We start from the raw sequence: 12,727 nt of genomic DNA on the forward strand, positions 1-12,727 counted from the left end.
ATTGGTAGTTCTTGAATTGATTCGCTGTTTCGCGTTCCTTTGGTCGCTAACCGAATGAAAATTATAGAAATTCGCTGCGCTGTATAAAAAGCTGATCCAGAAGCTTCAGGATGTTGATTGTACGAACGAGTCAAGCACCATCTTCCGCCCGGCCTTGTCGAAATCGACCGTCAGCTTGTTGCCGTCGACGGAGGCCACCGAGCCGGGGCCGAACTTGACGTGGAAGACGCGGGCGCCGGTGTCGTAGGCCGATGTCCCCGAGGATTTGGCGGTGAGTTCGCCCTCGATCAGCAGGGGGCCGCGCTGGCGGTTGTTGCCGAAGCTGCTGCCGCCGAAGCCGCTGCCGCTTTCCGAGAAGCCCGAGCCGCCGCGCGCCTTGTTCTCCTGGGCGCGCTGCCAGCCCGGCGTGTTGTAGGAGGAGCCGAAGCTCTCCATCCGGTCGAAGCGCGAGGCGCCATAGCCGCCCTGCGAGTAGTTCGACGCCGCCTGGACGACTTCGACATGCTCCTCGGGCAGTTCGTCGATGAAGCGCGAGGGCAGGCTCGACTGCCAGAGGCCATGGATACGGCGGTTCGAGGCGAAATAGAGTTTCAGCCGCTTGCGGGCGCGCGTCAGGCCGACATGGGCGAGGCGGCGTTCTTCCTCCAGCCCGGCGCGGCCGCTCTCGTCGAGGGCGCGCTGGTTAGGGAACAGCCCTTCCTCCCAGCCGGGCAGGAAGACCGTGTCGAACTCCAGCCCCTTGGCGCCGTGCAGCGTCATGATCGAGACGCGACCCGTATCGTCACCTCGGTCTGTATCCATCACCAACGCGACATATTCCAGAAAGGCAGGCAAATCGGGGAATTCGTCGAGGTAGCGGACGAGCTCCTTGAGGTTTTCGAGACGGCCGGCAGCATCGGCCGAGCGGTCCTTCTGCCACATCTCGGTATAGCCGCTCTCCTCCAGCACGAGTTCGGCGAGCTCGCCCTGCGGCATGTGCTCGGCGCGCTTCGACCAGCGGCCGAAGGCCTCGACCAGTTCGCGCAGGCTCGTGCGCGCCTTCGGCTTGAGCTCGTCGCTCTCGACGATGGCGCGGGCCGATTGCAGCAGCGAGAGCTGGCTGGCGCGGGCGTGGTTGTGCAGGATCTGGATGGTGGCGTCGCCCAGGCCGCGCTTGGGCTGGTTGACGATGCGCTCGAAGGCGAGATCGTCGGTCGGCGACACCACGCAGCGCAGATAGGCCATGGCGTCGCGGATCTCGGCGCGCTCGTAGAAGCGCGGGCCGCCGATGACGCGATAGGGCACGCCGGTCTGGACGAAGCGTTCCTCCAGTTCGCGCATCTGGGCGGAGATGCGGACCAGCACGGCGATCTCGGCGAGGTTGTCGCCTTTCGACTGCATCGCCTCGATCTCGTCGGTGATCAGCCTCGCCTCTTCCTGGCTGTCCCAGGCGCCGGTGATGGTGACCTTCTCGCCGAGTTCGTCTTCGGTGCGCAGCGTCTTGCCCAGCCGCGTCTCGTTGCGGGCGATCAACTTGGAGGCGGTGGCGAGGATGTGGCCGGTCGAGCGGTAGTTGCGCTCCAGCCGGATGACGGTCGCGCCGGGAAAATCGTGCTCGAAGCGCAGGATGTTGTCGACCTCGGCGCCGCGCCAGCCATAGATCGACTGGTCGTCGTCACCGACGCAGGCGATGTTGCGGCGGCCCTGGGCGAGCAGGCGCAGCCAGAGATACTGCGCCGTGTTGGTGTCCTGATACTCGTCGACGAGGATGTAGCGGAAGCGCTCGTGATAGAGGCTGAGCACATCGGCATGCTCGCGGAACAGCGTCAGGCAGTGCAGCAGCAGATCGCCGAAATCGACGGCATTCAGCGTCTTCAGCCGGTCCTGATAAGCGGCGTAGAGCTTGCCGCCCTTGCCATTGGCGAAGACGGCAGCCTCGCCCGGCGCGACGTCCTTGGGCGCGAGCCCGCGGTTCTTCCAGGAATCGATGAAGCCGGAAAGCATGCGCGCCGGCCAGCGCTTCTCGTCGATGCCCTCGGCCTGGATCACCTGCTTCATCAGGCGGATCTGATCGTCGGTGTCGAGGATGGTGAAGTCGCTGCGCAGATCGAGCAGCTCGGCGTGGCGGCGCAGGATCTTGGCCGAGATCGAGTGGAAGGTGCCGAGCCAGGGCATGCCCTCGGCGACCGCCCCGACGAGATGGCCGATGCGCTCCTTCATCTCGCGCGCGGCCTTGTTGGTGAAGGTCACCGAGAGGATCTGCGAGGGGAAGGCGCGGTTGGTCGCGATCAGATGGGCGATGCGGGTTGTCAGCACGCGGGTCTTGCCGGTGCCGGCACCGGCCAGCACCAGCACGGGGCCGTCGGTCGCCTCGACCGCCTGGCGCTGCTCCGGGTTCAGCCCGGCGAGATAGCCAGCCGCCGGCGCGGCCTGGGCGCGCGCGGCGAGGCCGCCGGGGCGGGGCAGGGGGGCGGAGGTGATGCTGTGGTCTGACAAGATCGGCGCTGCTCGTGCGTGATTCGTTCACGGTCAATATAGGGGCAGGCGGTCGCGATTGCGCCCTCGCGCCGCGACATTCGGCCATGGCGAGCCGGCTTGGCGCGTGGGCCGGCCTGCGGCATCAGTCGGACTGAGCCAAACGAGGACCCCATGCGCCGTTCCATGACAAAACTGCTGAGCCTCGCCGCCCTTGTCCTGCTGGCTGCGCCGCTGGCGGCCGGTGCCCAGACGCGCCCGGCCCCCGATCCGCTGGCCGATTGCGAGCGCTTCGCCTTGGCCGAGTCGAAGCGCGACGGCGGCACGCTGAAAGCGGTGCGGATCGAGCGCGGCGACAGCCTGATCGAGAACCGCTTCGACAAGAAGATCGGCGGGCAGCATGTCGCGACCGAATACATCGCCTTCGCGGCGATCGAGGATGGAGGGGGCAAGCGCCGGGCGCGGGTGGTCTGCCTGCATGCGGGCACGCCGGCCAACCGGGCGGTCTATTTTGTCGAGGTGCCGACCGGGCGCTGAACCCCGCCCTGAGCTGCGTCGTCAGGACTGCCCGCCGCCGGCCTCCGCACCCCAGAGCTCCCTGAGACGGCTGTCGCGGCCGCAACCGCCGCGGTAGATCTTGTAGCGGATCGGGTTGTTCAGATAATAATCCTGATGATAGTCTTCGGCCGGATAGAAGCTCGTCTGCGCGACGATCTCGGTCGTGATCCTGGATTTGAACCGGCCCGACTTCTCGAGTTCGGCCTTCGAGGCCTCGGCCTGCGCCTTTTCCTGCTCCGAGCCGTAATAGATGCCCGCGCGATACTGGCTGCCCCTGTCGCAAAACTGGGCATTGGCGGTCAGCGGATCGTGGTTGCGCCAGAAGACCTGCAGCAGCTTGCCGTAGGAGACCTTCGCCGGGTCGTAGACGATCTTCACCGCCTCGGTGTGCCCGGTCTTGCCGGCCGAGACCTCCTTGTAGGTCGGGTCGACGGTGTGGCCGCTGGTGTAGCCGGAGGTCGTGGAGATCACGCCGGGCAGCGCGTCGAAGGGCGGCTCCATGCACCAGAAGCAGCCGCCGGCGAAGATCGCCGTGGCGGTCGCGGGACTGGCGGGCTGCTGGGCGAGGCCGGGTGATGACAGGCCGAGCCCTGCAGCCACGGCGAGTCCGGCGAGGAGGGTGCGGCGCGTCCCCATCTCAGACCTGCGAGCCGTCGGCGGGTTCGAAGTTCATCGCGACGCCGTTGATGCAGTAGCGCAGGCCTGTGGGCGGGGGGCCGTCGGGAAAGACATGGCCGAGATGGCCGCCGCAATTGGCGCAGTGGACCTCGGTGCGGAGCATGCCGAACTTGCGATCCTCGGTGGTGCCGACGGCGCCCTCCAGCGGCTCGTTGAAGCTCGGCCAGCCGGTGCCGCTCTCGAACTTGGTGAGGTTGCGGAAGAGCGGCTGGTCGCAGCCGGCGCAAGAGAAGGTGCCGGGGCGCTTCTCGTGGTTCAGGGCGCAGGATCCGGGGCGCTCCGTGCCGTGGCCGCGCAGCACGTGGTACTGCTCGGACGTCAGCTTGGCCCGCCATTCGGCGTCGCTCAGCTCGTAGGGGAAGTGCTCCTGGGGCGCCTGGCTGCCGCCGAAGATGCTCATCAGTCCCATTCCCGCTCTCCCTTTCGCGTGTTCCAGTGTCATCCGTTCGCGAAGGATATGGGGAGTAGGAGCCCGGTTGTCAGCAGCGCCGGGCGCCCGGCAGGGTCACGATGCCGTTGACGGCTCAGGCGTTGTCGCCGGCGATCGCGGCGATGACCGCGTCCGTGACTGCCCGCGTCGTCGCCTTGCCGCCGAGATCGGGCGTGTGGAAGGCCGGGTCGGCCGTCACCCGCTCGATCGCCCGCATCAGCCGGGCCGAAGCTCCGGCCTCGCCGAGATGATCGAGCATCATCGTCGCCGTCCAGAAGGTGCCGATCGGGTTGGCGATGCCCTTGCCCGCGATGTCGAAGGCCGAGCCATGGATCGGCTCGAACATCGAGGGGAACACGCGTTCGGGGTTGAGATTGGCCGTCGGCGCGATGCCGAGCGAGCCGGCGAGCGCGGCGGCGAGGTCCGACAGGATGTCGGCATGGAGGTTGGTCGCGACGATGGTGTCGAGGCTGCCGGGCTTGATCACCATGCGCATGGTCATGGCGTCGACCAGCATCTTGTCCCAGGTCACATCGGGAAACTCCGTTGCGACCTTGGCGGCGATCTCGTCCCACATCACCATGGCGTGGCGCTGGGCATTCGACTTGGTGACAACGGTGAGCAGCTTGCGCGGCCGCGCCTGCGCCAGCCTGAAGGCGTAGCGCATGATGCGGGCGACGCCGGTGCGCGTCATCATCGAGACATCGGTGGCGACCTCCTCGGGGAAACCCTTGTGAACGCGCCCGCCGACACCGGCATATTCGCCTTCCGAGTTCTCGCGCACGATCACCCAGTCGAGCTCCGGGCCGGAGACGTGGCGCAAAGGCGAGGTGATGCCGGGCAGGACCCGGGTCGGGCGGACATTGGCGTATTGGTCGAAAGGCTGGCAGATCGCCAGGCGCAGGCCCCAGAGCGTGACATGGTCGGGCACGTCGGGCGCGCCGACCGCGCCGAAGAAGATCGCGTCATGGTCCTTGATCTGGTCGCGCCCGTCGGCCGGCATCATCAGCCCGGTGCGCTTGTAGTAGTCCGAGCCCCAGTCGAAATGATCGAAGGCGAAGCCGAACGAGCCGTCGCGGCGCGCCAGGGCTTCCAGCACCTCGATGCCGGCCGCAATGACCTCGACGCCGATGCCGTCTCCCGGGATGGCGGCGATGCGATGGGTCTTCATGACGCGTCTCTCCTCGGAACCTGTTCCGCACCGTCTTTGCGAACGAAGTCGCTGCAAGTCAAGAATCCATTGCAGCTTCCATGGAAGCTGTTAGTCATACCGACGGAGGATGTGGGATGGTGCTGCGCGGCAAGCCGGTCGAGCCAGCGGGGGAGCGGGGTGCGAGCCTCGTCGACGCCGCTTATGGCGCGCTGAAGCATGCGATCCGCGAAAGCGTGTTCGCGCCCGGCTACCAGGCCTCGGCCGGCGAGCTGGCGCTGCGGCTCGGCATGAGCCGTACGCCTGTGCACGAGGCGGCGCTGCGGCTGCAGGAGGAGGGGCTCGTCCGCATCCTGCCCAAGCGCGGCATCCTGATCTGCGCGCTCGCCCCGCACGACATCGCCGAGATCTACGAGGTGCTGATCGCGATCGAGGCCGGCGCGGCCGAGCTGTCGGCGCGGCTGCCGGAGGCGGCGCGCCTCGCGCTGGCCGAGGATCTCGACCGGGCCACCGGCGACATGGGGCGGGCTCTCGCCGCCGGCGACCTCGCCGGCTGGGGGCATGCCGACGAGGCCTTCCACCGGCTCTTGGTCGAACGCTGCGGCAATGGCCGCTTCGCGCGGATCATCCAGACGGTCAACGACCAGTCGCACCGCGCGCGGATGCTGACCCTGCGTCTGCGGCCGCGTCTGCCGGCTTCCGAGGCCGAGCATCGCGACACCAGCGACGCGATCCGGCGCGGCCTGCCGGGCCTCGCCCGCGAGGCGGCGCGCCGGCACCGTATCCGCGCGCGCGACGAATTGCTGCCGCTGATCGAGAGTGTCGGCCTGCGGCACATGTGAGACCTATCCCGTCCAAACCCAGCCCAGACCGCGGCCAACGCGGCTTCAACTCACGGAGGAAATGATGCGTCGCCTGATCCTGGCCCTCGGGGCCGCTTTCGCCATGGCCGCTGCCCCCGCGGCCGCGCAGACCTATCCCGCACGGTCGATCACGCTGGTCGTGCCCTTCGCCGCGGGCGGGCCGACCGACGTCATCGCGCGGATCGTCTCCGACCATATGAGCCGCACGCTCGGCCAGTCGATCGTGGTCGAGAACGTCGCCGGCGCCGGGGGCACCACCGGCTCGCTGCGCGTCGCCCGGGCGACGCCGGACGGCTACACGATCATGATGGGCAATCTCGGGACCCACTCGGCTTCTGTCGGGCTCTATCCGAACCTGGCCTATGACCCGCGCACCGATTTCGCCCCCATCATCAACACGGCGGGCACGCCGATGCTGATCTCGGCCCATAAGGACTTTCCGGCCAATACGCTGCCGGAGTTCATCGCGCTGCTGAAGGCCAACCCGTCCAAGTATAATTACGGCCATGGCGGCGTCGGCTCGACCTCGCATCTGACCTGCGTGTTCTTCCACCATCTGATCAAGGCGCCGGTCCAGCATGTGCCGTTCCGTGGCTCCGGCCCCGCGATGAACGCGCTGCTCGCCAAGCAACTCGACTATGTCTGCGACCAGACCGTCGGCATCGTTCCGCAGCTCACCCAGCTCAAGACCTATGTCGTCGCGACGCCGAACCGGCTCGCCGTCGCCAAGGACGTGCCGACCAGCACCGAGGGGGGCCTGCCCGAGTTCCAGGCTGTCGGCTGGAACGCGATCTTCGCGCCCAAGGATACGCCGAAGGAGATCGTCGACCGGCTCAATGCCGCCGGGCGTGCGGCGCTCGCAGATGCAGGCGTCCGGACGAGGCTGCTGGAGCTCGGCTGCATCATCCCCGACGATGCCGGCCAGAGTTCGGCGGCGCTCGGCGCCCATGTCCGCGCCGAGGTCGACAAATGGACGCCGGTGATCAAGGCGGCCGGCGTCACGGCGCAGTAACGCGTCTGTTCGCAGCGTCACCCAAGCGTCATGCGACTCCACTAGTCGGCTCGCCATCGAGGGATGGCGAGCGAGGGGCCGGTGACGGATCAGGCGACACAGACGGCCCGTGCGGTGCGGCGCACGACCAGCATGGGGCTGACGACGGCGGTTCACCGCAACAAGCCTCTCTCCAAGGCGGGCCTGCTGGAACGGATGTTCACGCTCGCCTTTTCGGGTCTGGTCTATCCCCAGATCTGGGAGGACCCGGTCGTCGACATGGAGGCGCTGGCGCTGAAGCCCGACGATCATGTCGTCGCCATCGCGTCCGGTTCGTGCAACGTGCTGTCCTATCTGACGGCGGACCCGACGAAGATCAGCGCGATCGACCTCAACGGCGCCCATATCGCGCTCGGCAAGCTCAAGCTTGAGGCGCTGGCGCGGATGACGCGGCATGACGCGTTCCTGCGCTTCTTCGGGCAGGCGCAGTCGCGGGAGAACGTGACCCTCTACGACCGCGAGATCGCGCCGCATCTCGATGCGACCTCGCGCAGCTACTGGGAGGGCCGGGGGCTCGACGGGCGACGCCGCATCGGCATGTTCGCGCGCAACGTCTATCGCTTCGGGCTGCTCGGCCGCTTCATCGGGGCCGGCCATCTGCTCGGGCGGGCGCTCGGCTGCGATCCCCGCAGGATGCTGGAGGCGCGCGATCTCGCCGAGCAGCGCGTGCTGTTCGAGCGGCATCTGGCGCCGGTCTTCGACAAGCCCTTCGTGCGCTGGCTGATCCGCCAGCCGGCCTCGCTCTACGGGCTCGGCATTCCGCCGGCCCAGTACAAGGCGCTCGCCGCCGACGGGGCCGACGGCATCCGCGGCGCGCTGCGCGACCGGCTCGAGCGGCTGGCCTGCGGCTTCGACCTGAAGACCAACTACTTCGCCCGCCAGGCGTTCGGGCGCGGCTACGAGCCGGCGGAGGATGCGGCGCTGCCGCCCTATCTGCAGCGGACGCATTTCGAGCGCGTCAGGGCGCGGGCGAGCCGCGTTTCCTATCACCAGAGCGCGATCACTGCCTTCCTCGAGGCGCAGCCCGCCAAGAGCTGCGACGCCTATGTCCTGCTCGACGCGCAGGACTGGATGAGCGACGCCGATCTGACGGCGCTGTGGACGCAGATCACCCGGACGGCCCGGCCGGGTGCGCGGGTGATCTTCCGCACCGCCGCCGACGAGCGTCTGCTGCCGGGGCGCGTGCCGGCCGAAATCCTCGAGCAATGGCGCTATGAGGAGGAAACGAGCCGGGCGCTGTGTGCCCGCGACCGCTCGGCAATCTATGGCGGCTTCCACCTCTATGTGCGGCCGGAGGCAGTGGCGTGAGCTCGCTCGCGCCCGCCGGTGATGCGGCCGGCCTGATGGACGCGATCTACCGCCATCAGCGGCACATCTACGACGCCAGCCGCAAATTCTACCTGCTCGGGCGCGACCGGCTGATCACCGACCTCGCGCCGCCGGAGGCGGGCAGCGTGCTGGAGATCGGCTGCGGCACCGGCCGCAACCTGGTGCGGATCGCGCAGGCCTATCCCGGACGGGCCTGCTTCGGCCTGGATGTTTCCTCTGCGATGCTGGAGACGGCGCGGCGCTCGGTTGCGCGCGCCGGCCTGACGGATCGGATCGGGCTCGCCCAGGCCGATGCCACGGATTTCGAGCCGCAGGCGCTGTTCGGCCGGGCCGGTTTCGACCGGATCGTGATTTCCTACGCACTGTCGATGATCCCGCCCTGGCAGGGCGTGGTCGAGGAGGCGCTGCGGCGTCTCGCGCCGGGCGGCGAACTGCACATCGTCGATTTCGGTGACCAGCGCGAGCTGCCGCGCCCGTTCAGCGCGGTGCTGAACCGCTGGCTGGCGCTGTTCCACGTCACGCCGCGCCGCGAGCTGGCACAGGTGCTCGCTGACGCCGCGGTCGAGTCCGGCGCGACGCTGCGCGCGACCTCGCTCCATGGCGGCTATGCCGCGCTCGCGGTGCTCAGGCGGGCCGCCTGAACCCGGCTCAGGCGACCTGAACGCCCTTCCAGAAGGCGACGCGGCCGCGGATATCGGCGGCGGCGGGCTTGGGATCGGCGTAGTACCAGGCGGCGTCGCGGTTCTCTTTTCCGTCCACCACGATCGAGCGGTAGTTCGCCAGCCCCTTCCAGCCGCAGACGCTGGTCGTCTCGCTCGGCTTGAAGAAGGCGTCGCGGAGAGCGAATTCCGGGAAGTAGTGGTTGCCCTCGATGACGATGGTGTCGTCCGACTCGGCAATGACGGTGTCGTTCCAGATCGCCCTGACCATGGCGTCCGCTCCCCTGTTTTCTTGTCCTTGCCGGCAAACTAGAACGGAGTGTGCCTCGTCGCCAATCACGCTTGCGCTGGACGCCCTGACAGTCGCGTGATAGCGCGGCCTCATGAGCGGAATGCCTCCCTGCGATGCGCCCGACGCCCCCGGCGGCCTGCGCGACCGGCTCCGGCAGCTCTATCACGGGCGCTCGCCGGCCGCCTTGCGCTTCCAACTCGCGACGACGGTCATCGACATCGTCATCATCGCCTTCTTCATCGCGACACCGCTGATCCGCGATCGGCCGGCTTTTCTCTGGATCGACTATTCCGTGGCGGCGATCCTCGCCGCGGAGATCGTGACGCGGATGCTGGCGGCCTCGAATATCCCGCGGCTGCTGCGGCAGCCGACGATGCTGCTAGACCTCGTCATCCTCGCGACGCTGCTGGTTCCGACCTGGCTCGACAATTTCGGCTTTCTGCGGATCCTGCGGCTCTGGACGCTGTCGAAGCGCGGCGTGATCTGGCAGCAATGGCGGCGCACCCGCTTCCGTGACCGTGAAGACGCGGCGCGGGCTGTGATCAACCTGACGACCTTCCTCTTCGTCGTCACCGGCTTCATCTACAGCTTCTTCTTCACCGGGCGGCCGGGGATCGAAGGCTATGTCGACGCCTTCTATTTCACCGTGACCACGATGACCACGACCGGCTTCGGCGACATCACCCTGCCAGGAACGGCCGGCAAGCTCACCTCGATCGCCGTGATGATCATCGGCATCTCGCTGTTCGTGCGCCTCGCGCAGGCAATCTTCCGGCCCGCGAAGGTAACCTATCCCTGCCCGCGCTGCGGCCTGCAGCGCCACGAGCCCGATGCGGTGCATTGCAAGGCCTGCGGGCAGATCCTGTGCATTCCCGATCCCGACTGAGCGCGGAACTATCGCCCCTCGCTGCGGCTTGCGCGCCTCAGTGCCGCGTCTCGGTCTCGCGTTCGCCGGTCATGCTCTCGACCGTGATGGCGGTCTTCTCGGGCATGCCGATGATGCGGCCGATGGTGGCCGGCAGCGGCATCATGCTGTGGGAGGCCTTCATCAGGGCGATGTTGGCGAGGATGTCGGCGGGGAATGGGCAGACCTTGCGGCTCGTCAGGTCGACATGGAGCGAGAGGTTCTCGCTGGTTGCTGCGAGCCAGCCTTCGGTCGCGTGCCGCATCTCGAGATAATAATGCAGCCGCTTGTCGTCGAAGGCGATGAGCTGGGCGGTGACGCGGACCTGATCGCTCTCGGTCAGCTCGCGCTTGTAGAGGATGTGGCACTCGGCGGTGAAGGTCGAGGCGTGGCGGCTATCGACATAGTCGCGGTTGAGGCCGACGAGGGAGAACACCTCGTCGACCGCACGGTCGAAGAGCACGTGATAATAGGCCATGTTGAGATGGCCGTTATAATCGATCCATTGCGGCTCGACCCGCATCGCCGAGGAGACGAAGGGCGCAAAGAACAGCGCCGGAGCGCGGATGTCGTGTTTCATGGCCGCCTCCCTTCCTTCAAAACCGCGTCTCCCGCAGGCATGGCCGGCCTCATCCCGCGGCGGGCGCATGGTGGCCGCACCGGCAGCGCAGGATCGGGCCAGCCCGTTGCCTGCGGCGATGGTCTATCCTACTGCATCAGGACCTTTCCGCCGGCCCGGTTCGGGATGGCGGATGATCGGTCCGGATGCCTGACGACATCGTAACGATCTGCGATGCCGACTTGTTTCAAATGTAAACTCCAGCGTTGGATGTTGACAATGAGCTTTCCCGCCACAGCCCTCCAAGAAGCACCCGCATTCGCACCCGTTGCGACGCTGCCGCCGTCGGCGGATGCCATTACGGCCGTGACGCAGGCTCTGGCGGCGTCCTTCGGCAACCGGCTGGTGACCAGCCTCGCCGTGCGCCAGCAGCACGGGCACACGCTGACCTGGATCCCCAACCAGCCGCCGGATGCGGTTGTGTATCCCCACGACACGCAGGAGGTCTCCGAGATCGTGACGCTCTGCGCGCGACACGGGGTTCCGGTCATCGCCTTCGGCACCGGCACCTCGCTGGAGGGCCATGTCAACGCGCCCTATGGCGGCGTCTGCGTCGATCTGAGCCAGATGAAGCGCATCATCGCGGTGCATGCCGAGGATCTCGACTGCCTCGTCGAAGCCGGCGTCACCCGCAAGGAGCTGAACGAGCATCTGCGCGACATGGGGCTGATGTTCCCGATCGATCCCGGCGCCGACGCCTCGATCGGCGGCATGGCGGCGACGCGGGCCTCGGGCACCAATGCGGTCCGCTACGGCACGATGAAGGACAATGTCCTGGCCCTGACGGCGGTGATGGCGGACGGCTCGATCGTCAAGACCTCGACGCGGGCCCGCAAGACCTCGGCCGGCTATGACCTGACCCGCCTGCTGGTCGGCTCCGAAGGCACGCTCGGCATCATCACCGAGATCACGCTGAAGCTGCACGGCATCCCCGAGGCGATCGCGGCGGGCGTCTGCCCGTTCCCGTCGATCAAGGCGGCCTGTGACACCGCCATCATGACGATCCAGACCGGCATTCCGGTGGCGCGCATCGAGCTGCTCGACGAGGTCATGATCAAGGGCTTCAACCTGCATTCCAAGCTCGGCCTGCCGGAGACGCCGATGCTGTTCGTCGAGTTCCACGGCACCGAGGCCTGGGTGAAGGAGCAGTCGGAACGCTTCGGCGAGATCTCGGCCGAGAATGGCGGCGGCGCCTTCGACTGGGCGACCAAGGCCGAGGATCGGACGCGGCTCTGGGAAGCCCGGCACAACGGCTACTGGGCGGGACGCGCGCTTCGACCGGGCGCCGACACGCTGGCGACCGATGTCTGCGTGCCGATCTCGCAGCTGGCCGAGTGCGTCGAGGAGACCAAGCGCGACATCGAGGCGACCGGGCTGATCGCGCCGATCGCCGGCCATGTCGGCGACGGCAATTTCCACACCCAACCGCTGCTCGATCTGGCCGATCCCGACGAGGTGGCCCGCGTCCAGGGCTTCCTCGACCGGCTGGTCAAGCGCGCGCTGGCCATGGGCGGCACCTGCACCGGCGAGCACGGCGTCGGCCAGAAGAAGATCAAGTATCTCGAAGCCGAGCATGGCGCGCCGGCCTTGGCCGTCATGCGCACGCTGAAGCGTGCGCTCGATCCGCAGAACATCCTCAACCCCGGCAAGATCGTCCTGCTCTGAGGGCCCGGCATCGGACAAGGCTGCGACAATCACGCGGGTGCGCCCGAATTGTCGTGATCTCGCCGCGACTTGCCT

The 12,727-nt window shown here is 67.6% G+C and carries 13 protein-coding genes; 7 read left to right on the top strand and 6 right to left on the bottom strand.

From position 1 onward, the window contains the following. Positions 1 to 105 precede the first annotated feature (105 nt). A complete protein-coding gene (locus SJY11_RS10895; protein ID WP_376986613.1) occupies positions 106 to 2,475 on the bottom strand; it encodes an ATP-dependent helicase in 2,370 nt (789 codons plus the stop codon). 165 nt (positions 2,476 to 2,640) lie between these two features. Between SJY11_RS10895 and SJY11_RS10900 the strand changes: the two genes are divergently transcribed. Next, complete coding sequence (locus SJY11_RS10900; RefSeq protein ID WP_376986614.1) at positions 2,641 to 2,991, top strand: hypothetical protein; 351 nt, start codon at positions 2,641 to 2,643, stop codon at positions 2,989 to 2,991. 21 nt (positions 2,992 to 3,012) lie between these two features. On the opposite strand, the gene msrA is transcribed toward SJY11_RS10900, so the two are convergent. The 3 genes from msrA to SJY11_RS10915 form a co-directional block, all read right to left on the bottom strand. Continuing rightward, positions 3,013 to 3,648, bottom strand: coding sequence for a peptide-methionine (S)-S-oxide reductase MsrA (msrA, locus tag SJY11_RS10905; protein ID WP_376986616.1), 636 nt, complete (start codon positions 3,646 to 3,648; stop codon positions 3,013 to 3,015). A gap of 1 nt (position 3,649) precedes the next feature. Continuing rightward, positions 3,650 to 4,090 (bottom strand): peptide-methionine (R)-S-oxide reductase MsrB, encoded by a 441-nt coding sequence (msrB, locus tag SJY11_RS10910; RefSeq protein WP_376989301.1) that lies wholly within the window; start codon positions 4,088 to 4,090, stop codon positions 3,650 to 3,652. 124 nt (positions 4,091 to 4,214) lie between these two features. After that, on the bottom strand, positions 4,215 to 5,291 hold the full coding sequence (locus tag SJY11_RS10915; protein WP_376986617.1) for a tartrate dehydrogenase: 1,077 nt from the start codon (positions 5,289 to 5,291) through the stop codon (positions 4,215 to 4,217). A gap of 116 nt (positions 5,292 to 5,407) precedes the next feature. On the opposite strand from SJY11_RS10915, the gene SJY11_RS10920 reads away from it, so the two are divergent. The 4 genes from SJY11_RS10920 to SJY11_RS10935 all read left to right on the top strand — a co-directional run bounded on the left by SJY11_RS10920 (position 5,408) and on the right by SJY11_RS10935 (position 9,154). Further along, on the top strand, positions 5,408 to 6,112 hold the full coding sequence (locus SJY11_RS10920; protein ID WP_376986619.1) for a GntR family transcriptional regulator: 705 nt from the start codon (positions 5,408 to 5,410) through the stop codon (positions 6,110 to 6,112). 64 nt (positions 6,113 to 6,176) lie between these two features. Further along, positions 6,177 to 7,145, top strand: coding sequence for a tripartite tricarboxylate transporter substrate-binding protein (locus SJY11_RS10925; RefSeq protein ID WP_376986620.1), 969 nt, complete (start codon positions 6,177 to 6,179; stop codon positions 7,143 to 7,145). 132 nt (positions 7,146 to 7,277) lie between these two features. After that, positions 7,278 to 8,492 carry a BtaA family protein gene (locus tag SJY11_RS10930; protein ID WP_376989302.1) on the top strand — a complete coding sequence of 405 codons (1,215 nt, stop codon included), beginning with the start codon at positions 7,278 to 7,280 and terminating at the stop codon, positions 8,490 to 8,492. Then, positions 8,489 to 9,154, top strand: a complete 666-nt coding sequence (locus SJY11_RS10935) for a class I SAM-dependent methyltransferase (RefSeq protein WP_376986621.1) — start codon at positions 8,489 to 8,491, stop codon at positions 9,152 to 9,154. Before SJY11_RS10930 ends, SJY11_RS10935 begins: the two co-directional genes overlap by 4 nt. A 7-nt stretch (positions 9,155 to 9,161) precedes the next feature. Here SJY11_RS10935 and SJY11_RS10940 read toward each other — a convergent pair whose 3' ends face one another. Then, positions 9,162 to 9,443, bottom strand: a complete 282-nt coding sequence (locus SJY11_RS10940; protein WP_376986622.1) for a DUF427 domain-containing protein — start codon at positions 9,441 to 9,443, stop codon at positions 9,162 to 9,164. Between the two features lie 112 nt (positions 9,444 to 9,555). On the opposite strand from SJY11_RS10940, the gene SJY11_RS10945 reads away from it, so the two are divergent. Then, positions 9,556 to 10,350, top strand: a complete 795-nt coding sequence (locus SJY11_RS10945; RefSeq protein ID WP_376986624.1) for an ion channel — start codon at positions 9,556 to 9,558, stop codon at positions 10,348 to 10,350. Positions 10,351 to 10,387: 37 nt separating this feature from the next. Here SJY11_RS10945 and SJY11_RS10950 read toward each other — a convergent pair whose 3' ends face one another. Beyond that, complete coding sequence (locus SJY11_RS10950) at positions 10,388 to 10,948, bottom strand: thioesterase family protein (protein WP_376986625.1); 561 nt, start codon at positions 10,946 to 10,948, stop codon at positions 10,388 to 10,390. A gap of 258 nt (positions 10,949 to 11,206) precedes the next feature. Here SJY11_RS10950 and SJY11_RS10955 point away from each other — a divergent pair, with 258 nt between their 5' ends. Further along, positions 11,207 to 12,652: an FAD-binding oxidoreductase gene (locus SJY11_RS10955; protein ID WP_376986627.1), complete on the top strand. Its 1,446-nt coding sequence runs from the start codon at positions 11,207 to 11,209 to the stop codon at positions 12,650 to 12,652. The last annotated feature ends 75 nt before the right edge of the window (positions 12,653 to 12,727 follow it).

Source organism: Allobosea sp. R86505 (assembly GCF_042466375.1).
Taxonomy (GTDB): domain Bacteria; phylum Pseudomonadota; class Alphaproteobacteria; order Rhizobiales; family Beijerinckiaceae; genus Allobosea.

What these genes read in the sequence shown, in the direction of transcription:
- SJY11_RS10925 (WP_376986620.1), top strand. Translation starts at nt 6,177, where the DNA reads ATGCGTCGCCTGATCCTGGCCCTCGGGGCCGCTTTCGCCATGGCCGCT.
- SJY11_RS10900 (WP_376986614.1), top strand. Translation starts at nt 2,641, where the DNA reads ATGACAAAACTGCTGAGCCTCGCCGCCCTTGTCCTGCTGGCTGCGCCG.
- msrB (WP_376989301.1), bottom strand. Translation starts at nt 4,090, where the DNA reads ATGAGCATCTTCGGCGGCAGCCAGGCGCCCCAGGAGCACTTCCCCTAC.
- SJY11_RS10920 (WP_376986619.1), top strand. Translation starts at nt 5,408, where the DNA reads ATGGTGCTGCGCGGCAAGCCGGTCGAGCCAGCGGGGGAGCGGGGTGCG.
- SJY11_RS10945 (WP_376986624.1), top strand. Translation starts at nt 9,556, where the DNA reads ATGAGCGGAATGCCTCCCTGCGATGCGCCCGACGCCCCCGGCGGCCTG.
- SJY11_RS10915 (WP_376986617.1), bottom strand. Translation starts at nt 5,291, where the DNA reads ATGAAGACCCATCGCATCGCCGCCATCCCGGGAGACGGCATCGGCGTC.
- SJY11_RS10955 (WP_376986627.1), top strand. Translation starts at nt 11,207, where the DNA reads ATGAGCTTTCCCGCCACAGCCCTCCAAGAAGCACCCGCATTCGCACCC.
- SJY11_RS10930 (WP_376989302.1), top strand. Translation starts at nt 7,278, where the DNA reads ATGGGGCTGACGACGGCGGTTCACCGCAACAAGCCTCTCTCCAAGGCG.
- SJY11_RS10940 (WP_376986622.1), bottom strand. Translation starts at nt 9,443, where the DNA reads ATGGTCAGGGCGATCTGGAACGACACCGTCATTGCCGAGTCGGACGAC.
- msrA (WP_376986616.1), bottom strand. Translation starts at nt 3,648, where the DNA reads ATGGGGACGCGCCGCACCCTCCTCGCCGGACTCGCCGTGGCTGCAGGG.
- SJY11_RS10950 (WP_376986625.1), bottom strand. Translation starts at nt 10,948, where the DNA reads ATGAAACACGACATCCGCGCTCCGGCGCTGTTCTTTGCGCCCTTCGTC.